A 19,092-nucleotide genomic window follows, 5' to 3' on the forward strand; every position below is an offset into this window, starting at 1 on the left:
CCCTTGATCCGCCAATTGTTATCGCTGGTGCTGGGCCTGTTGTTGGTGTCGCCGGCTTGGGCAGCCCCGTCGCAGGTACAGCGCTACTTCCAAGAACTCCGTTCGCTGCGGGCCGATTTCAGCCAGTCGGTCTACGACGACCGGGCGCGGGTGATGCAGAGCGCCAGCGGCCGGATGTTAATGCAAAAGCCCGGTAAGTTTCGCTGGGATTATCGCGCGCCTGCTGAACAGATCATCGTTGCTGATGGCGCGCGCTTGTGGGCTTACGATGTCGGCTTAGCGCAAGTCACAGTACGCAAATTGGATAAAGCCTTAAGCTCTACGCCACTGGCGCTGTTGACCGGCGAGGTGCCGCTTGAAGAGACGTTTGACATCGGCATGGCACGCCAGGCCGAAGGACTGACCTGGTACGACCTGACGCCCAAACAGCCGCAACCGGAATTTCGGTTGTTGCGCGTTGGCTTCAAGGGCGAGTTGTTGGTCAGTTTGGAAATGGAGGACGGTTTCGGGCAGCGCACCCGGCTGGATTTCCAGAAGTTGGAGCGCAACCCGCCGCTCGATCCGGCGCTGTTGAAATTTACGCCACCTCCCGGCGTGGATGTGGTCGGCGATGCCGGATAAGGGGGTCAGCACCGACTCCTTGCGGCCGCTAGCCGACCGGTTGCGGCCGCGCCATCTCAATGAATTTGTTGGCCAAGATCATCTGTTGGCGCCGGGTAAACCGTTGCGGGTGGCCATTGAGCGGGGCCAACCGCATTCCATGGTCCTGTGGGGGCCACCCGGTACCGGCAAAACGACGCTGGCGGAGCTGTTGGCCAACGCCTGTCAGGCCGAATTCATCCGTCTCTCGGCGGTGATGGCCGGTGTCCGCGAGATTCGGATGGCGGTGGAGCAGGCGCAAGCGCTTTGGCGTGCCGAAGCGCGGCGTACCGTGCTGTTCGTCGATGAGGTGTATCGCTTTAACAAAGCCCAACAAGATGCCTTTCTCCCCTACGTCGAGGATGGCACCCTGACCTTCATTGGAGCAACCACGGAAAATCCTGGGTTTGCTCTCAATAACGCGCTGCTGTCGCGGGTGCGCGTGTATGCACTTGGCAGCTTGGACGCCGTTGCCATCCAACAGGTGATCGTGCGGGCGCTACACGATCCGCAGCGGGGATTGGCCGACCGCTGGTCGCTGACCGAGATTGCGCAGGCCCAACTTGCGCACGCGGCCGATGGCGATGCCCGGCGTGCCTTGATTTGGCTGGAACTGGCAGCGGAGCTGGCCCAGGCGCGGGATATCACGCTGGAGTCCGCGTTAACCGAGGTGATGAGTGATGGGGCCGGGCGGCTCTTCGACCGGGGCGGTGATTTGTTCTACGATCAGATCTCGGCCTTGCACAAGGCGGTGCGCGGCAGCAGCCCGGATGCGGCGCTCTATTGGCTGGCCCGGATGCTGGATGGTGGTTGTGATCCGCTCTACATCGCCCGCCGAGTCGCCCGCATGGCCAGTGAAGACATCGGCAATGCCGACCCGCGCGCTTTGCAACTGGCCTTGAATGCCTGGGCGGCGCAGGAGCGGATGGGTAGCCCGGAAGGCGAACTGGCCATTGCTCAGGCGGTGGTCTATCTGGCGGTAGCGCCGAAAAGCAACGCGGTCTATACCGCTTTCGCCGCCGCCCGCCGCGATGTAGCGCGTCATGGTACTTTGGAGGTGCCGGCTCACTTGCGCAATGCCCCTACGCCGTTGGCCCGCGAGCTAGGACACGGCGAAGATTATCGTTATCCTCACGATGAGCCGGGTACTTACGCCGCCGGCGAATGTTACTTTCCAGAGGTGTTGCGCGAGGCTCGTTACTATCGACCAACGGCTAGCGGGCTGGAAGGGCGGATCGGCGAGAAATTGGAACGGTTGCGGGAGTTGGATCGCCAGAGCGGTCGGCGGCGCTATCGCTAGCCTGAAAAAATCTGGGTCGGCGGTCTTCCAAGGGGTCTGGCGTCGCTGTTGGACCGAGCACTATCTGCGCAGATAAGCCAGTTCCTTCGGCAGAGCGATGTTGTTGCCGAAGTAATCTTCGCCATAGCCGGAGTTGGCCAGCAGTTCAAGATCTTTCAAGACCCGCTTGTCGCCGACGAAGGCAATATTCAGGTCCGTCTTGATATCCAACTGGCCGGTCGCCTGCAATCTGGCGATTTCCTTGACCACGGTTTCGAGCAGGATGCCGTCTTTGTTGAACTCCTCGGATAGTTGCAGAGGTTGTTGATAAACGATGAGCTTGCTTTGCTGTGCCAGCCTGACAATGATATCGAGTACGGCGGCACGGGTTTCGTTGTCGCTGAGCGGGGTCTGAGGCAGCGGCAGGCGGGCAATCTCCGACACCAACCAATGCCGCTTATGTGCGTTGATCTTTTCGTTGGCTCGAAAAATGTCCATCGGTGTTCCGGCATCGTAAGGTTGACCATCCAACTCCATGATGACCTCACTCCCATAGTGCCGCACGATGCGCGCGACGAGGGTTGAGGGGCGAACGTGGAACCCCCGGTAAGACGGGACAGGTACGTCGATTCGGCCGGTTTCCGCATAATGCTTGAGCATGGTGTGGCAAAGACAGCGGCCACATGTCAGATACAGCCCGGCGAATGCGATGGCGTAGTTCATTAGGATGGATAACAGCGTTTTGAGCGCAATGACCGGTTTGCGTCGCAACGTGGAATCCCCGGTATGCACGTTGAGATGGCGCTCGTAGTAGTGGATCAAATAGGTTGCGATTTCCAACAAACGGAAGACGACGCTGATGTGGCCACGCAGGGTGGGGAGATCGTCGTCCAGATATTCGATTTCAGTTTCAGAAACATAGGTGTCGTAAAGGGACTGAAGACAGTGAAATCCCACTTTCAAATAGCGAAGACTTTCTTCGCTGATCGGGTCGGGGAAACAGGTCGGATAGTCCTTGGGTTGAATTTTCTCGACGCTGTTCAACAATTCGCTTTTAGCCGCCAGATTCAGATAAGCGGTGGCGAGATGAGTGGCTGTTTCCGCCGCACTTTTGATTCTTCGGGCTGAACGGTCGCGGGGTAGGCGGCCGGCGGGTAGATGCTCGGTATAATTTTCCGTCCAACCTGTTGTGGCGGGAATGGCGAGTCCTAAATCTGTCGCGTGTAGTAGTAGCCACTTCGCCGTCCTGACCAAAACCTTGTGGGTGATCTTAAGGCAACGCGCAGTGGCTCCGGGAAAATCCCGCTCAATGGGTAATAAACGATAGGAAGGTAGGCAATGGTGGATATGGAACAGTTCGTAAGTGACATTGGCAAACAGCTTGATGGCCGCCACCAGCGACCGAAAGCGACACCACTGGCGGTTGTTCCGTGCCCCGTAGGCATCCAGCAATTCTTCAGTTTGCAAAGCTTGGGACAGGACATCGATAATCAGCGGACGAGAGAGCGAAATCGGTTGTGGACTGCGCTCTGCCAGCAGGCGAGCGATCCATAGCAGCTTGGCGGCACGCTCGGTGATCAGGACAATAAACTGCTCATTATCGATGAGGACCGGGGTGGTGTGGCTTGCCGGGTGGTCCTTAGTCGATTGAAATTCGTGACGCAGCACAGCGTTACTCCGCCGCTTGAGCTTGAAGTGCTCCAACATACCGGAAATTACGATGTAACACTATGCGGTTTTGCTCAATAAAGCGGGTAAAATTGCCAGGCGGAAAGATTGTATTGATCACCTTTTTATATCATCATAATTCTTGGATTGTGTCTAAAATGCCTGCCTAGAGCCGGTGTGTTATTAGCGCTCGGCATCCTGAAATGTGGGAAGAACAATTGACATACGCTAAAGATAGGCTTTACTTTTCAAACACACTCATGCGACGCTAGCCAGGACGGCATCGGAGCATCAACAAGGAACTCCAATACCAGGGTCCGGGACGGATCAAGTCAAACCAAACCACATAAATCTCTCGAGGAGTAACAGATGGCACTCAAAGAAGTCGTAATTGTTAGCGGCGCCCGGACGGCGATTGGCAAATTTATGGGTACTCTGAAGGATGTGCCGGCGCGTGAACTGGCGATAACGGCCGCCAAGAGTGCCATCGAGCGGTCTGGGGTGCCTGCTGACCAGATCGATGAGATTTGCATGGGCCAGCTTTATACCGGAATGCAGGGTTCCTTGCCGGCTCGTCAGGTCAGTATGCGCGTCGGCTTGCCGCATTACAGCAGTGCTGTTTCCGTCAACCAGAATTGTACCTCTGGGATGCGCGCTCTGGAAATCGCCTGCCATAACATCATGTTGGGCCAAACCGAAATCGGCCTGGTGGTCGGTGTCGAGAGTATGACCAATGCTCCTTACCTTCTGCCCAAGGCCCGTATGGGTTATCGGATGGGGCAGGGTAATATTGAAGACAGCATGATTCATGACGGCCTGTTTGACGAACTGGCAAACGGCCATATGGCGATTACCGCTGAAAATGTCGCCGCCAAGTACGGAATCACCCGGCAGGAATGCGATGAACTGGCGCTGATCAGCCATAGCCGTTGCACCAAGGCGACTGCGGATGGTGTGTTCAAGCGTGAAATTGCTCCAGTAGAAATGAAGTCCAAGAAAGGCTCGACCTTCTTTGAAAACGACGAGAATTTCATTCCTGATGCCAGTATGGATAAGATGGCCAAGTTGCCCACGCCTTTCAAAAAAGACGGTGTGGTAACAGCTGCTAATGCCTCCAGCATCAATGATGGTGCCAGTGCGGTGGTGATCATGTCTCTGGACAAGGCCAAGGCCATGGGCATCAAGCCGTTGATGAAACTGGTAAGTATCTGCAACGCCGGTATCGATCCTGTCATCATGGGGCTTGGCCCGGCTGTGGCGATTCCCAAGGCGCTCAAGCAAGCCAATATGAAGTTCGAGGATATCGATTATTGGGAAGTCAATGAGGCCTTTGCAGCGCAATGGCTGGGCGTCGGCCGGATGCTGAAGCAAGATCACGGCATGAATCTGACTCCAGATAATTGCAATTTCAACGGTTCGGGTATTGCGCTGGGTCATCCGGTGGGTTCTACCGGCTTACGCATCGTGGTTAGCCTGTACTACGAGCTGGAGCGGCAAGGCAAGACCACCGGCGGCGCTTCGCTGTGCGTCGGTACCGGTCCCGCCATGGCGTCACTCTGGACACGCGCGATCTAATTTAGCGCTGGTATGTAAATTTGGCGGCCTACGGGCCGCCTTATTATTTAGCCTGTTTTATATCATCATCTCTCCTTCAAGACCCCACTCTCAAACCCCACGATCCGCTATAATCCGCCACCGCACAATTCGTTACCCTGGACCGAGAATACCCGACATGCTGGACCCAAAACTGCTGCGAGGCGAGCTAGAGCAGACCGCCACCGTGTTAGCCCGACGTGGCTATGCACTAGACACTGGATCGATCAACGCCTTGGAAGGGCAGCGGAAAGCTTTGCAGATTCGCGCACAAGAATTGCAAAACACGCGCAACACCCGCTCGAAAGCCATCGGCCAAGCCAAAGCCGCTGGGCAGCCGATTCAGCCGCTACTGGATGATGTCGCTTCTCTTGGTGACGAACTGAAGCAAGCAGAAAGCGCTTTAGAGAACGTGCAGACACAACTGAATGTGCTACAACTGAGCATTCCAAACCTACCGCACTCAAGCGTCCCAGATGGCACCAGCGATGCTGACAACGCTGAAATTCGCCGCTGGGGTGAACCACGTCCGCTTGAGTTCGTAGCGCGCGATCATGTCGATCTGGGGGCGGAAGGCGGGCTGGATTTTGAGCTAGGTTCTCAGCTAACCGGTGCTCGCTTTGTAGTGATCCAAGGTCAGTTGGCGCGTCTGCACCGCGCACTGATCCAGTTCATGCTGGATCTGCATACGCAAGAACATGGCTATCGGGAAGTCTACGTGCCTTATTTAGTCAATGCCGACAGCTTGCGCGGCACCGGCCAACTGCCGAAATTCGAGGCCGATCTGTTCAAGCTGAGCGGAGAGGCCAATTACTACCTGATTCCCACTGCCGAGGTGCCGGTCACCAACCTGGTACGTGGCGCCATTCTGGAAACCGAGCGGTTGCCGTTGCGCTATGTCGCGCACACGCCGTGCTTTCGCAGCGAAGCCGGTTCTTATGGCAAGGACGTTCGAGGCATGATCCGCCAGCACCAATTTGAGAAGGTGGAACTCGTCCAAATCGTGCGGCCGGCGGATTCTTACGCGGCGCTGGAGGAACTGACCGGCCATGCGGAAAAGGTCCTGCAACGGCTCGAATTACCTTATCGCGTCGTGGCATTGTGCGCGGGCGACTTGGGTTTTTCCTCAGCGAAAACCTACGATCTGGAAGTGTGGTTGCCAGGCCAGCAGAAATATCGAGAAATTTCATCGTGCAGCAACTTCGAGGATTTTCAAGCACGGCGCCTGCAAGCGCGTTGGCGCAATCCGGCCAGCGGTAAACCAGAGTTGGCCCACACATTGAACGGTTCCGGGCTTGCGGTGGGGCGGACGTTGGTCGCGGTGATGGAAAACTATCAGGATGAGCGTGGTCGAATTCGGGTTCCTGAAGCCCTTAAACCTTATTTGGGTGGCCTGGATTATCTCGTACCAGACGGGCGCTAAGCTGCCAAAACCGCAGATTCAATAGGAGTGCCGCCGAAGATAAGCCGATGATCAAACCGATCCAGGGTCCGGCTGGCCCTAGCTGCCACCGGATTCCGAATAGCCAGCCGAGCGGGAAGGCGAGCACCCAATAGGCGACCAACACGATCAGCATCGGCAGACGAGTATCCTTCAAGCCGCGTAACGCGCCTAGCGCACCGACCTGTAACCCGTCGGATATCTGAAACAGCGCGGCCAGTTGTAGCAAGCTGGCCGCTAACATTGCTACCGCCGTATCGCGGGTATACCAGCCGGCAATCTCATGGCGAATCAGGGCCATCGCCAGCGCCATCAGCGCCATAAATAAGCCACACAGCCCAATACCGGTCAAGCCGCTAAAACGCGCGGCACGCGGATCATTGCGGCCGAGGGCTTGTCCCACCCGCACCGTCGTGGCCATGCTCAAGCCCAAAGGCACCATAAAGGTCATCGCCGCGACATTGAGGGCAACCTGATGGGCGGCGGCGGCGGTCGCGCCCAGAGTTCCCAACAGCAGTGCGACTGCGGCAAAAACACCGGTTTCCAAAAACAAGCCTATGCCTATCGGCAAACCCAAGATCAGTAATGGCCGCAGCTCTCGCCAGTTCGGCCAATCCCATTGTTGAAACAGGGCATAAAATCGATAGCGATCATCAACCCTTAAAATGACGAGCATCGTCACCAAGCCGGCCCACATGCCGAGTGCGGTAGCCACGCCACAGCCGAAAGCCCCCCAGGCCGGAAAACCCCAATGCCCGAAGATCAGGGCGTAATTGGCAACGATGTTGACAGCCAGCGCCAATACGCTAACCAGCAGAATAGGACGGGTTCTGGCAATGCCTTCGCTGAAGAGTCGCAGGGCCATGAATACGAATACAGGAAACATCCCCCACGACAGGGCGTGGAGATACTCGCTGGTGATGGGGATGATGGTCGGTTCGATCCCAAAAGTTACCAGCAGTGGTTCCAAATGACGCAGAGCTATGAAACATATAATTCCCAACAGAAGAGCGAGCCAAAGCGCTTGTCGGACCAATGGCGCAATCCGGCCGCTTTGCCCGGCGCCGTGCAAATGGGCCACCGATGGGCTAAGCGCCATCAGGATACCCAGCGCAAACAAGAACAGGGTATGCCATAAACCGGTGCCGATAGCGACCGCCGCCAATTCAACCGGCCCGACGCGACCCACCATCAGCGTATCGAAAAATCCCATCGCCATTTGCGCCACCTGCGCCGCGATGAGGGGTCCACCGACGCGCAGAAATGCAGCGATCTCGGTGCGTAGGCGGGGCACGAGGGAAAGCTCAGTCATGAACGACGGCCCACCTTTGCAAGGCTGGTTTCCCGGACAGAGAATGGTAGTATGACCCTCCTTTGAAAAACCGGCGCAACGGTCAATCGCACATTTCTTTCACTTTCACTTTCACGTCCGGGAACAGGTAAGGCCATGATTGTCATTTTGGATTCCAATATTACGGAGCATTCCCAAGAGTATCAGCACGCGCTCGCTTATCTGTCGCGCTTGCCGGGAATCAGCACCCGCGTCCACAAGGTGGAAGGGGCGCAACAGGCATTGACCGAGATTTACCTGATCGGTGATACCAAAACGCTCTCTGCTGAAGAGATCGGCGCGCTACCGGGCGTGGAGCGCGTCGTGCGCATTTCAGAAGAGTACCGCATTCTCGGGCGCCACCGGGACGAGCAACGTATCAGCGGCTTCGATTACAACGGCGTTGTGTTCAGCCAGGATAACCTGAACGTGTTCGCTGGCTTATGCGCGGTGGATACGCCTGAACATGTGGAATTGATGATGAAAGCCTTGCGTGAGCATGGCCAGGTTTGTACTCGAATGGGTGCTTACAAGCCCCGCACCAATCCCTATTCATTCCAGGGTCATGAGAAAACTTGTTTGCCTTATGTTTTCGAGTTGGCTGGAAAATACGGCATCAAGGTCATCGCTATGGAAGTGACCCACGAACGCCATGTGGAGGAGATTCAGGAATGTTTGGAGCAAACCGGCCAACCCACCGGCGTGATGCTGCAAATCGGTACCCGTAATACGCAGAATTTCGAGTTGCTGAAAGCGGTTGGGCAGCAGCAGGCGTTTCCAGTCTTGTTCAAACGCGGTTTCGGCATCACCTTGAACGAATCGCTGAACGCTGCGGAATATTTGGCCAGTGAAGGCAATTCCAAAGTGGTGTTCTGTCTGCGTGGGGTGAAAACCAATATGGGCGATCCACATCGTAATCTGGTGGATTTCAGCCATGTACCCGTTCTCAAGCGGCTAACCCGAATGCCGGTGTGTGTCGATCCGTCGCATTCGGTCGGTTCGCGGGAACGGGCGCCGGATGGTCTTTACGACTTGATGCACGCCACGGCGCAAGGGGTAGTGGCCGGTGCCAATCTTGTGTTGGTCGATTTTCACCCAGCACCGGCGAAAGCGCTGGTCGATGGCCCCCAGGCTATGCTGCTGAGCGAGTTGAGTTGGTTTCTGGACGACGTTGCGGCTGCGCGAGTGTGCTACGAAAAACGCCAAGCCTTGGCAGAACGGTACGGTTTATGATGGTTTCATCAGGCCATTTATACCATCTTCTTTGATTATAAACACCCATCAGCCCAGCAACACATCACGCGCTCGATTCAAACAAGCCGCCAGATAGGCACTACCACCCTGATCTGGATGTAATCGCTGGATTAATCGCCGATAGGCGGCTTGGATTTCATCGCGTTTTGCCCCAGCCGCCAAACCCAGAATTTCGTAAGCTTCCGCCGGCGTCATGTTGCTGGGTTGCCTGTCCGAAGCGGACTGTCGCCGCTCACTTTCTTGCAACTGCTCGCGCCATGACAGGCCCATCCGTTGGTCTAAATACGCCTCCAGCACTGCAAGAGATCGCAGATCCGCTTGGCACTGGCGCCATAAATCCAGGTTCTGCTGAAGAGTAAGATTTTGCAGTTGGCATCCCACAAATCGCCCTTCACGGACTATCCCAGAGATCGCACCAGTTCCCTGCTCGACCCTGATCTGGAGAAAGCGGGTGCTCATTAAAGAATGAGCCTGATCGGCGTTCCCAGCGAGTGGGAAAAGGGTTTTAGCACCGAACCGCTTCAATAAGAAGGGTACAAGGACAATGAACAGCGGCACGGCCATTTCCATGCCCCCAGGTATCAAGATTAGCAAACCGCATATTCCCCCCAGCACCGCAACGCCACGCGGCCATAGCTTAGTTCCAGGCACACGGCGCAAACGGCGGATAAAAAAGTAGCCACCGATCAATATAAGAATCACCAGTACGCCACGGATTAGCATCAAACGATAATCCTGGTTATTTCTGTTTTTTGCGATGATCAACCACTCGCACCGCTTTCCCCTCAGAGCGGGGCAATTCGCCAGTACGCTTGACCACAACCTGAGCGGTTACACCGATAAAATCTTTGATATCTTTCTGAGCCTTATGCCCAACTCGCTCCATGGCGACCGGGCCTTGCGCGACCAGCGGCGGGCTGCCTTCGACGTTGACCGTCAATAGATCGAGATTGCCTTCCCGGGTGATTTCAAGCTGATAAAACGGAGTCAGCGTTTCCGTTTGCATAAGAATCGCTTCAACTTGGGACGGGAAGACATTAACGCCGCGAATGATCAACATATCGTCAGTGCGGCCGGTAACGCGCTTCATGCGGACATGGGTGCGGCCACAGCGGCAAGGTGCGGGGTCAAGGATTGATACATCGCGGGTGCGGTAGCGAAGAACGGGAAACGCTTCCTTGGTGAGCGAGGTAATGACGATCTCGCCAGGTTCGCCGTAAGGAATCGGTTGGCCGGTGTCCACATCGACGGCTTCGACTAAAAAATGATCCTCGAAAACATGCAGGCCATTTTTGGCTTCAATGCACTCGGTGGCGACGCCGGGGCCGATGACCTCGGACAGGCCGTAAATATCCACAGCGTCAATGCCAAGGCGTGATTCCAATTCGTAGCGCATTTCCTCGGTCCATGGCTCCGCACCAAAAACACCGACTTTGAGCGGCAGCTTGCGCAAATCGATATTCATGTCCGCCGCTGCTTCGGCGAGGTTGAGGGCATAGGAGGGCGTGCAGGACAGGCCCGTTGGCTCGAAATCCTGGATCAGCATGATCTGGCGCTGAGTCTGGCCACCGGAGATCGGTGTAACCATGACGCCCAGTTCTTCCGCACCGTAATGGAAGCCCAAACCACCGGTAAATAGGCCATAGCCGTAGGCGTTGTGTAACCGATCCCCAGCCCGCAAGCCGGCGGCGGCTAGGCTGCGCGCCATGACCCGCGCCCAAGTGCGGATATCGCGACGGGTGTAGCCGACCACGGTGGGCTTGCCGGTGGTGCCGCTGGAGGCATGGATGCGCACCACCTGATCGGTCGGCACCGCGAACATGCCGAACGGATAGTTCTCACGCAGGTTTTCTTTTTTGGTGAACGGGAGTAGTTGAACATCGGCCACAGATTTCAAGTGATGGGGTTTAACACCCAATTCATCCATGGCGTCCCGGTAGTATTTGATCGTTTGATAGCAACGCTCAACGGTTGCACGCAGTCGGCGTACTTGTAACGCCTGCAATTCCTCACGGGGCAGGGTTTCTTGTTCGGTGTCGAGGATCATGGTGGGTCTCAGGTTCGTGATTAAGAAAAAAGATCAGACCATGGGGCCGGTGGCCGGGAAGGTTTCCGTTAGCAGGTCGTAGCCGAGATCGCGTAAGTGTCGGTTCAGGGCATGGGGATCGGCGGCCCGATAGCGCACGACCACGATCCGCAGGCCGGTTTGATCGGGATGCACCGGTGAGACAACCGTGGCGATATAGCCACCCGCGTCGTTGATCGCGGTCAGAAACCGCCCCAGTTGGCCAATGGTGTCTGGCAAATGGACGGCGATTCGGGTGGTGTCTTCCGCTAGGCAACCGGTGATGTCGAGGAAGAAATCCAGCAAATCCTCGTGGGTGAGGATGCCCACCAGTTTTCCGCCGCCTTCGACCACTGGCAGGCAGCCGATTTTTTCCTGCCGCAGCAGGCGGGCGGCTTCTTCGACCAGCGTATCGGGAGTGCAGGTAATGACCTTGGGGCGCATCACCTTGGCAGCGGTCAGCTTGCCTAACAGATAGTTGGCTTCACCCACCGAGAGCGTAGTGACCGGTGAAGGCCCCACTCGTTCGAGATCGTGGGACGTGATGAGTCCGATCAAATGACCCTCGCGCACCACCGGCAGATGGCGGATATGGCGATCCCGCATCAGCGCCGCCAGTTGGGTGACGCGGGCGTCCTCGGCGACCTGTACCACCTCACGGGTCATGATCCGATCCACGTACATGATTTGCCTCCGTTAGTAACCCAGATAAGCCCGCCGCACGTCGTCATCAGCCAGTAGTTCCGCCGCTGGGGCGGTTTTGGCGATGCGGCCGGTTTCGAGAATATAACCACGCCCGGCGATAGCCAGAGCCGCACGGGCGTTCTGTTCAACGAGTAGAATGGTGACACCGCGACCGTTTAATTCGACGATGACCCGGAAGATTTCCTCGACCAGCAGCGGCGCCAGGCCCATCGAGGGTTCGTCGAGCAGCAACAGGCGCGGACGGCCGAGCAGGGCGCGGCCAATGGCGAGCATTTGCTGCTGGCCGCCGGATAGGGTGCCGGCGGGTTGGCGGCGACGTTCGGCAAGAATCGGGAACAATGTATAGACCCACTCTTGCGTTTCTCGTAGCCAAACCGGATCGCCGTGCTGACGGTAAGCGCCTAGCCGTAGATTATCCGCGACGCTGAGCGGGGCGAACACCTGACGGCCTTCTAGCACTTGACAGATACCCGCAGCAACGATGCGATGCGGTGACCAGCGGGTGATGTCTTGGCCATCGAACCGAATTTGCCCGGCGCTGGCGGATTGCAGGCCAGACAGAGCATGAAGCAGGGTGGTTTTACCCGCGCCGTTGCCGCCAACGATGGCGACCAATTCACCCGCGCTGACGCGCAAGTCAATCTGCTGGATGGCGCGCACCGGCCCGTAGTAGCTACTCAGTCCGGTGACTTCAAGCAAACTTGCCGCGCCCGGAGCCGGCGTGGGGTCAGAGGTAAGGGGCGGATCAGACGGCATAATTGACCGCTCCACCTAAATAAGCAGCGACCACACGCGGGTCGGCTTGAATATCGGCTGGCGCACCTTCAGCCAGCACGCTGCCGTAATCCAGCACCAGCAAGCGGTCGGAAACGCCCATCACGAGTGGCATGTGGTGTTCGACCAGTAGCACGGTAACGCCGTTGGCGCGGATGCGGCCGATCAAATCGCGCAAGGCCATGGTTTCGGTGTCGTTGAGGCCCGCAGCAGGTTCATCGAGCAGCAACAGTCGGGGTTTGGCGGCCAGCGCGCGGGCGATTTCGACCCGCTTCATCAGACCATAGGGCAGGGAGCCGGCTGGCTGGCCAGCGCGGTCGGCCAACTCGCATAATTCCAGTGCTGCAATGGCCCACTCCCGTAACTGCTGCTCCTGTCGCTGTACCCAAGGCAAGCGTAACGCAGCGGCCAACAGGTGGGTGCGAGCGCGCAAATGGCAGCCGACCATGACATTTTCGACCACGGTCATGTTGAAAAATAATTGCAGGTTTTGGAAGGTGCGGGCGATGCCGCGCGCGGCGATGCGGTGCGGCGGCAGGCCCAGCAATTCCTGATCAGCGAAGCGAATCGACCCGGCCGAAGGTTGGTAAAAACCACATAGGGCGTTGAATAGCGTGGTTTTACCGGCGCCGTTGGGGCCAATGACAGCGTAGATCAACCCTTCCGCCACTTGGAAACTGACGCCGGCTAAGGCCATCACGCCGCCAAAGCTTTGTTCCAGCCCCGTCACGGCCAGCAAAGGTGAAGGCAGCAGGGCTGAGGAGAGGGCGGTCATGGCTGCATCAAGTGGACGGTAGAGGTTGACGGCGCTTCAGCCTATGCCTCACACGGCGGGCTGCTTGACTCAAGCCGACAAATAGCCCCTGCGGCATAAAAATCATCACCGCCATTAGTAAGGCACCGTGAATCAGCATCTCGTAATCTTCAAACACCACCAAGCCCTGTTGCAGCAGGGTTAGGGCGATGGCGCCGCAGACTGCGCCGAAGGTCGAAGCCAGACCGCCCAGCACCACCATGGTGACCAGTTCGACTGAAACCGTCAGATTGAAGGAATCTGGGCTGACAAAGGCTTGCTGATGGGCGAACAAACTACCGGCGAAGGCAGCGAACAGGGCGGAGATGACGAACACCTGAGTTTTGGCGCGACCGGTATCGACCCCCATCATTTGCGCGGCGAATTCGGAACCGTGCACGGCGCGCAGAGCGCGGCCCACTTGGGAATCGACGAGATTCAGCGTCAACCAGACCACCAGCAGCATGGCGGCCATGATGACGCCGTACCATTGTTCGTCGCCGTCTACCCGCCAGCCCAGCAGATTCAGTGCAGGAATGCCGGATAGGCCATCTGGGCCGCCGGTCCACTGGGTGGCCTGCACCAGGATGACGTGGACGATGACGCCGAAACCGAGGGTTGCCATCGCCAGATAGTGACCACGTAGACGCAAAATCGGCCGAGCGAATAACCAAGCGAGCGCACCAGTCGCCAAAAGACCGGCAGCGAGAGCCAGCAAAGAAGGCCAGCCGAAGCGGGTGGTCAAAATCGCCGAGGCGTAAGCGCCCATGCCGAAAAAGGCGGCATGACCCAGAGAAATTTGGCCCGCGTAGCCCATCAGCAAATTGAGGCCAACCGCCAGAATGACGTGCAGGCCAGCCGATGCGCCGACCACGATAACGAAATAGTTATCGGGAAACAGAATCGGGAGCAACGCCACGCCGAGCGCAAACAGATAAAAACCAGCCAGCCGCATGAGTCAGACCCGCTCCGCCGCTTTATGGCCGAACAGGCCGGTCGGCTCAAAAAATAGCACCATCAGCACGAATAGAAAGGCGATGGCATCCTTGTAGCCGGAGGACACCAGCCCCGCGCCCAAGGCTTCCAAGACGCCCAGCAACAAACCGCCAGCAACCGCGCCCATCGGGTTGCCAATACCGCCGACGATAGCGGCGGAAAAGCCCTTGAGGCCAAGCATGACACCGGCTTCGTAGGAGCTGAAGGTGATAGGTGCGATGAGGATACCGGCCAGCGCGCCCAGCCCGGCGGACAGGCCGTAGGCCAACCGCAGCATGGCCTTGACGTTGATGCCGACCGCTTGGGCCGCAGTGCGATTGAAAGAGCAGGCCAACAGCGCCTTACCGAGCAAGGTGCGGTTGAGGAAAACGCGGACCAGTAGCACCAATGCCACGGTGACGCCGAGTACCCAGAGACTTTGCGGCAACACGGTAGCACCGCCCAGCCGGATGGGCGCCTCGCCGCTAAAGGGGGGGAGGGCGTGGAAATCCTTGCCCCAGAGCAACAAGGCGACGCCGCGCAGGAAAATCGCCGCGCCAATGGTGATGATGATGGTGGTCACCACCGAGGCGCCGGCGGCCGGTTCGATGGCGAAACGCTCCAGCAGCAGCCCGACCAGAACGGTCAGACTGGTAGCAATGATCGCCGCCAGCAGTAGCGGCATTCCAGCGTTGAGCAGGGCGATGGCGGTCATTGCCCCCAGCATCACGAATTCACCCTGGGCGAAATTTACGACATCGGAGGCGTTGTAAATCAGGGCAAAGCCCAAGCCGACCAAGGCGTAAAGCGAACCGACCGTGATGCCGGTGACCAGAAACTGCAATAACAGCTCAGGCATGAGCGGCGCGGGCGCTTATTCGACGATCCGCCAAGCGCCGTTGTGGACTTCCAGCAATTTGAAAGCGTCCACGTTCAAGCCCATGTGGTCTTCAGGCGTCATGTTGAAGACGCCAGCGGTGCCGATCAGCCCTTTGGTTTGCTCGATGGCATCGCGCACCTTGGTTTTATCGGCGCTGCCTGCTCGTTCCAACGCGGCGACGGCGATCAGCAAGCCGTCGTAGGCATGGCCGCCAAAGGTCGAAACGGGGCCATGCTTGGCTTCGTATTTGGTTTTATAAGCGAGTAATACCGGTTTTTGAGGGTCGGTATCCGGTAGCTGTTCGGCCACCACCAGGGCCGCCGCTGGTAGGCGGATGCCTTCCGCCGCATCGCCGGCCAGATCAATGAAGGTTTTGGAGGCGACGCCGTGCGATTGATAAACCGGCAAGGTGATCCCCAGTTGCTTGATGTTCTTAGTCACGATGGCCGGGGCCTGGCCGAGGCCGAAGTTGATGATGGCTTCCGCACCCGCTGCGCGAATCTTGGCCAACTGCGCGGTCATATCGGTGTCTTTGTTGCCGTAGGATTCATCGGCGACCAGCGTCATGCCGTATTCAGGGGCCAGCTTGAGAATCTGGGTGCGGCCAGATTTATCGAAGCCGCCATCGCCAGTGATCAGCGCGATTTTACTCAACCCGCGCTTGCGTAAATCTGTAAAGATTTTGGCGGCAGCCATGCGGTCGGTGTGCGGGGTTTTGAAGGCCCATTTTTTAACCGGTTCAATGATTTCCACCGCACCCGCCAGCGAAATGAAGGGAATGCCTTCCTTTTCAACGTCGGGAACGACCGCCATGGTATCGCCCGTGGTGGTGCCACCGATCAGGAGGTCCACCTTGTCACTTTTGATCAGCCGCTTGACGAAGCTGACGGCATCCTTGGCGTCGCCGCCGGTGTCGTAGTGGATCAGTTCGATTTTGCGGCCTTTGACGCCACCCTTGGCGTTGATTTCCTCAACATACATCTGCAAGGTCTTCAATTCAGGATCGCCCAGGAACGAGGCGGGGCCGGTGACGGTGAGGAACGAGCCGATTTTGATCGGATCGGCGGCTTGGGCGAGGTTTACGCCTGCCCATAGCAAGGTTGATACTAAAAAGGTTTTCCACCAACTAGCCTTCATTGTCTCTTCTCCTTTGGGCTTATCTGTCCAACAAGGGTTAAGCCACTCAATAGTTTAGGAAACCGCCTTGATATGGCCCGCCTCACGCCCGGCATCGAACGCTTTAGCATTCACATCCGCCAGTTTGGGTTTATAGGCGCGGAAGCCATCGACGATGTTGGTTTTGAGCACATCAGCGGGGAAGGGTAAGTGCTCGCTGATGGCGCCGAGCATGATGGTGTTCACTAATTTGAGATTGCCTAGTTGCTCGGCAATTGCGCCGGCGTCGAAGGCATGGACTTCAATGCCAGTCGCGGCCAGTTCGCCGATGGGATCGGCGGGATAGTCGTAGAGGCCCACCGAAACGACTGGTGGGGCGATGCGCAAGGTGTTCACCATGGCCACGCCCGTAGGCCGCAAGTACGAGAGCCAGCGCAGGCTTTCGGCGACTTCAAAACCGATCAGCAAATCGGCTTCGCCGGGGTCGATCTGTGGCGAGTAGACTTTGGGGCCGAAACGGACATGGGAGGAGACGACGCCGCCGCGCTGGGCCATACCGGCGACTTCGGTTTTCTTGACATCGTAGCCTTGACTGAGCGCGGTGCGGGCCAGCATTTCAGCGGCCGTCATCACGCCTTGGCCGCCGATGCCGACTACGAGAATGTTGGTGACGCCTTCAAGCATGGGGCTGAATCCGAATGACGCGATCTTTTATGGTCGGCTGCGGTTGGATGATGGCATCGGGCGCGCAGGTCTCGACGCACATGTGGCAACCGGTGCAGGCATTGCTATCGATACTGGCGAAAACTAATTCCTTGCTCTTGCCGCTTTTGGCGGTGACGGTTTCGCGGCGGGCGACGGAGATCGCCGGGCAGCCGAGGTCGATGCAGTTACCGCAACCGGTGCATTTATCGTCAATGACGGTATAGGGCTTCAGGTGTTCAAAGCGGTCGGTGAGCGAGCAGGGGCGGTTGGTGATGATGACCGACGGCTCTTCCATCTTGGTTTCTTCCCGCACCAGCTTGACCATGACCGGCAGTTGGTAGGGATCAACCATGCGGATGCGTTCGGGACGCACGCCCAAGGCTTCGACCAGCTTGGCAAAATCCAGCCGTGGCGCGGGCAAGCCGTGTAAATCCTGGCCGGTGCCGGGATTTTCCTGACCGCCGGTCATGCCGACCGAGCGATTATCCAGCAGCAACACGGTAACGTTACCCCGGTTGTAGATCATATTGAGTAGGCCCTGCATTCCCATGTGCAGGAAGGTCGAATCGCCGATGACCGCGACGATGCTTTTCTTCTCATCGGACTCGCCCCGGCCTTTGTCCATGCCGTGGGCCATGCTGAGCGACGCGCCCATGCTGATACAGGTATCCAGCGCGTTCCACGGATGGCCCGCGCCGAGAGTGTAGCAACCGATGTCGCCAATGATGTTGAGGTTGCGAATGTGGGAGAGGGCGAAGTAGGGGCCAAGGTGCGGGCAGGAGGCGCACATGGTCGGCGGGCGTGGAAACACCTTGCTTGGGGCGCGCGTCGCCACTTCATAGGGTTCGCCTAACAGGGCTTTGATGGCGGGACGCAACACGCTGGGGGCCAACTCGCCAAAACGCGGCAGAATATCCTTGCCACGCACCGCCAGACCGGCGGCGCGGATTTCGGTTTCCAGCAGCGGTTCGGTTTCCTCGACCACCACCAGCGTATCCACTTCGGCGGCGAAGGTACGGATTTGGTCGAGCGGGGCTGGGTGGCTGAAGCCGAGCTTGAGCACCGGTGCGTTGGGGAAGGTCTCGCGGATGTGCATGAACGCGGGGCCGGAGGTGATGAAGCCCACCCGGCGGTCACTGCCGGAAAACGCGATGTTGAGATCGCTGGTTTCGCTCAATGTGCGCAGTTGCTGGTCGCGCTCGTGCATCACCGGCAGGCGTGGTTTGGCGTTGGCCGGGGTCATCACCCAGCGCTGGGGGTTTTTCTGAAAGCCGGCGGCGCGATGTTCGATGCGGTCGCCTTCGACCGTAACCATGGCTTTGACATGGCAAACGCGGGTGGTCATGCGCAGGATCACCGGCGTTTCGTATGCCTCGGACAAGGCGAAAGCGCGCTTGACCATCTCGTAGGCTTCTTGAGAATCGGCCGGTTCCAGCACCGGCATGTGGCCGAAGCGGCCCCAGTAGCGGGAATCCTGTTCGTTTTGCGAGGAGGACAAACCGACATCATCGGCCACCACGATGACCAGGCCACCGACCACACCGGCCAGCGATTGGGTCATGAAGGCATCGGAGGCGACATTCATACCGACGTGTTTCATCGCCGCCAGCGCGCGCGATCCGGCCAGGGAAGCACCGATAGCAACTTCTACCGCCACTTTTTCGTTGACCGACCATTCGGAATGAATATCAGGATACAGCGCGATATTTTCGAGAATTTCGGTGGCGGGTGTGCCGGGATAAGCAGCGGCAACCCGGACACCGGCTTCCCAGGCGGCGCGAGCCACCGCTTCATTACCGGATAGGAGATGGCGGCTTTCGGCCTGGGCTTGAACCACGGCATTCATAATCAGTGCAGACCTCGTTGATCCTGATC

17 protein-coding genes are annotated in these 19,092 nt (G+C 57.9%); 5 read left to right on the forward strand and 12 right to left on the reverse strand.

Features of this window, described 5'->3' with window-relative positions; translation table 11 throughout:
* Positions 1 to 3 precede the first annotated feature (3 nt).
* Both lolA and BN873_RS13405 read left to right on the forward strand, forming a co-directional pair.
* Positions 4 to 621: an outer membrane lipoprotein periplasmic chaperone LolA gene (gene lolA, locus BN873_RS13400; RefSeq protein WP_048674500.1), complete on the forward strand. Its 618-nt coding sequence runs from the start codon at positions 4 to 6 to the stop codon at positions 619 to 621.
* The gene (locus BN873_RS13405) at positions 611 to 1,939 is read left to right on the forward strand and encodes a replication-associated recombination protein A (RefSeq protein ID WP_171820482.1); all 1,329 of its coding nucleotides are present in this window, start codon (positions 611 to 613) and stop codon (positions 1,937 to 1,939) included. Before lolA ends, BN873_RS13405 begins: the two co-directional genes overlap by 11 nt.
* Positions 1,940 to 1,999: 60 nt before the next feature.
* On the opposite strand, the gene BN873_RS13410 is transcribed toward BN873_RS13405, so the two are convergent.
* Positions 2,000 to 3,586: an HPr family phosphocarrier protein gene (locus BN873_RS13410; protein ID WP_139031727.1), complete on the reverse strand. Its 1,587-nt coding sequence runs from the start codon at positions 3,584 to 3,586 to the stop codon at positions 2,000 to 2,002.
* A gap of 369 nt (positions 3,587 to 3,955) precedes the next feature.
* Between BN873_RS13410 and BN873_RS13415 the strand changes: the two genes are divergently transcribed.
* Together BN873_RS13415 and serS are read left to right on the forward strand one after the other, a co-directional pair.
* Entirely contained in the window at positions 3,956 to 5,161 is a 1,206-nt protein-coding gene (locus BN873_RS13415; protein WP_048674511.1) for a thiolase family protein, read from the forward strand.
* A 157-nt stretch (positions 5,162 to 5,318) separates the two neighbouring features.
* Positions 5,319 to 6,602 carry a serine--tRNA ligase gene (gene serS, locus BN873_RS13420; protein WP_048674514.1) on the forward strand — a complete coding sequence of 428 codons (1,284 nt, stop codon included), beginning with the start codon at positions 5,319 to 5,321 and terminating at the stop codon, positions 6,600 to 6,602.
* On the opposite strand, the gene BN873_RS13425 is transcribed toward serS, so the two are convergent.
* Positions 6,553 to 7,932 (reverse strand): MATE family efflux transporter, encoded by a 1,380-nt coding sequence (locus BN873_RS13425; protein ID WP_048674517.1) that lies wholly within the window; start codon positions 7,930 to 7,932, stop codon positions 6,553 to 6,555. The genes serS and BN873_RS13425 overlap by 50 nt on opposite strands.
* A 135-nt stretch (positions 7,933 to 8,067) precedes the next feature.
* Between BN873_RS13425 and BN873_RS13430 the strand changes: the two genes are divergently transcribed.
* Positions 8,068 to 9,183 carry a 3-deoxy-7-phosphoheptulonate synthase gene (locus BN873_RS13430; protein WP_048674520.1) on the forward strand — a complete coding sequence of 372 codons (1,116 nt, stop codon included), beginning with the start codon at positions 8,068 to 8,070 and terminating at the stop codon, positions 9,181 to 9,183.
* Between the two features lie 48 nt (positions 9,184 to 9,231).
* Here the strand turns inward: BN873_RS13430 and BN873_RS13435 are convergent, their stop codons facing one another.
* From BN873_RS13435 to BN873_RS13480, 10 genes are read right to left on the reverse strand one after another with little or no spacing between them, the layout of a single operon-like run.
* Positions 9,232 to 9,927, reverse strand: a complete 696-nt coding sequence (locus BN873_RS13435; RefSeq protein WP_048674523.1) for a DnaJ domain-containing protein — start codon at positions 9,925 to 9,927, stop codon at positions 9,232 to 9,234.
* Between the two features lie 16 nt (positions 9,928 to 9,943).
* Positions 9,944 to 11,251, reverse strand: a complete 1,308-nt coding sequence (locus BN873_RS13440; RefSeq protein ID WP_048674526.1) for a phenylacetate--CoA ligase family protein — start codon at positions 11,249 to 11,251, stop codon at positions 9,944 to 9,946.
* A gap of 33 nt (positions 11,252 to 11,284) precedes the next feature.
* Entirely contained in the window at positions 11,285 to 11,953 is a 669-nt protein-coding gene (locus BN873_RS18865; RefSeq protein WP_053085362.1) for a CBS domain-containing protein, read from the reverse strand.
* 12 nt (positions 11,954 to 11,965) lie between these two features.
* Positions 11,966 to 12,730, reverse strand: coding sequence for an ABC transporter ATP-binding protein (locus BN873_RS13450; protein WP_082161289.1), 765 nt, complete (start codon positions 12,728 to 12,730; stop codon positions 11,966 to 11,968).
* Positions 12,720 to 13,523, reverse strand: coding sequence for an ABC transporter ATP-binding protein (locus BN873_RS13455; RefSeq protein ID WP_048674529.1), 804 nt, complete (start codon positions 13,521 to 13,523; stop codon positions 12,720 to 12,722). Before BN873_RS13455 ends, BN873_RS13450 begins: the two co-directional genes overlap by 11 nt.
* Positions 13,524 to 13,530: 7 nt before the next feature.
* Entirely contained in the window at positions 13,531 to 14,496 is a 966-nt protein-coding gene (locus BN873_RS19930; RefSeq protein WP_048674531.1) for a branched-chain amino acid ABC transporter permease, read from the reverse strand.
* A gap of 3 nt (positions 14,497 to 14,499) precedes the next feature.
* Positions 14,500 to 15,375 (reverse strand): branched-chain amino acid ABC transporter permease, encoded by an 876-nt coding sequence (locus BN873_RS19935; RefSeq protein ID WP_048674534.1) that lies wholly within the window; start codon positions 15,373 to 15,375, stop codon positions 14,500 to 14,502.
* A gap of 15 nt (positions 15,376 to 15,390) precedes the next feature.
* On the reverse strand, positions 15,391 to 16,533 hold the full coding sequence (locus BN873_RS13470; RefSeq protein WP_053085363.1) for an ABC transporter substrate-binding protein: 1,143 nt from the start codon (positions 16,531 to 16,533) through the stop codon (positions 15,391 to 15,393).
* A 54-nt stretch (positions 16,534 to 16,587) separates the two neighbouring features.
* On the reverse strand, positions 16,588 to 17,196 hold the full coding sequence (locus tag BN873_RS13475) for an indolepyruvate oxidoreductase subunit beta (protein WP_048674536.1): 609 nt from the start codon (positions 17,194 to 17,196) through the stop codon (positions 16,588 to 16,590).
* Positions 17,189 to 19,063, reverse strand: coding sequence for a thiamine pyrophosphate-dependent enzyme (locus tag BN873_RS13480; protein ID WP_048674538.1), 1,875 nt, complete (start codon positions 19,061 to 19,063; stop codon positions 17,189 to 17,191). Before BN873_RS13480 ends, BN873_RS13475 begins: the two co-directional genes overlap by 8 nt.
* Positions 19,064 to 19,092: the final 29 nt, after the last annotated feature.

The organism is Candidatus Competibacter denitrificans Run_A_D11 (genome assembly GCF_001051235.1).
Classification (GTDB): domain Bacteria; phylum Pseudomonadota; class Gammaproteobacteria; order Competibacterales; family Competibacteraceae; genus Competibacter_A; species Competibacter_A denitrificans.

Coding starts and splice junctions, on each gene's coding strand:
- BN873_RS13430 (WP_048674520.1), top strand. CDS start 8,068: ATGATTGTCATTTTGGATTCCAATATTACGGAGCATTCCCAAGAGTAT.
- BN873_RS13470 (WP_053085363.1), bottom strand. CDS start 16,533: ATGAAGGCTAGTTGGTGGAAAACCTTTTTAGTATCAACCTTGCTATGG.
- BN873_RS13405 (WP_171820482.1), top strand. CDS start 611: ATGCCGGATAAGGGGGTCAGCACCGACTCCTTGCGGCCGCTAGCCGAC.
- serS (WP_048674514.1), top strand. CDS start 5,319: ATGCTGGACCCAAAACTGCTGCGAGGCGAGCTAGAGCAGACCGCCACC.
- BN873_RS13450 (WP_082161289.1), bottom strand. CDS start 12,730: ATGCCGTCTGATCCGCCCCTTACCTCTGACCCCACGCCGGCTCCGGGC.
- BN873_RS13425 (WP_048674517.1), bottom strand. CDS start 7,932: ATGACTGAGCTTTCCCTCGTGCCCCGCCTACGCACCGAGATCGCTGCA.
- BN873_RS19935 (WP_048674534.1), bottom strand. CDS start 15,375: ATGCCTGAGCTGTTATTGCAGTTTCTGGTCACCGGCATCACGGTCGGT.
- BN873_RS18865 (WP_053085362.1), bottom strand. CDS start 11,953: ATGTACGTGGATCGGATCATGACCCGTGAGGTGGTACAGGTCGCCGAG.
- BN873_RS13480 (WP_048674538.1), bottom strand. CDS start 19,063: ATGAATGCCGTGGTTCAAGCCCAGGCCGAAAGCCGCCATCTCCTATCC.
- BN873_RS13435 (WP_048674523.1), bottom strand. CDS start 9,927: ATGCTAATCCGTGGCGTACTGGTGATTCTTATATTGATCGGTGGCTAC.
- BN873_RS13440 (WP_048674526.1), bottom strand. CDS start 11,251: ATGATCCTCGACACCGAACAAGAAACCCTGCCCCGTGAGGAATTGCAG.
- BN873_RS19930 (WP_048674531.1), bottom strand. CDS start 14,496: ATGCGGCTGGCTGGTTTTTATCTGTTTGCGCTCGGCGTGGCGTTGCTC.
- BN873_RS13415 (WP_048674511.1), top strand. CDS start 3,956: ATGGCACTCAAAGAAGTCGTAATTGTTAGCGGCGCCCGGACGGCGATT.
- BN873_RS13455 (WP_048674529.1), bottom strand. CDS start 13,523: ATGACCGCCCTCTCCTCAGCCCTGCTGCCTTCACCTTTGCTGGCCGTG.
- BN873_RS13475 (WP_048674536.1), bottom strand. CDS start 17,196: ATGCTTGAAGGCGTCACCAACATTCTCGTAGTCGGCATCGGCGGCCAA.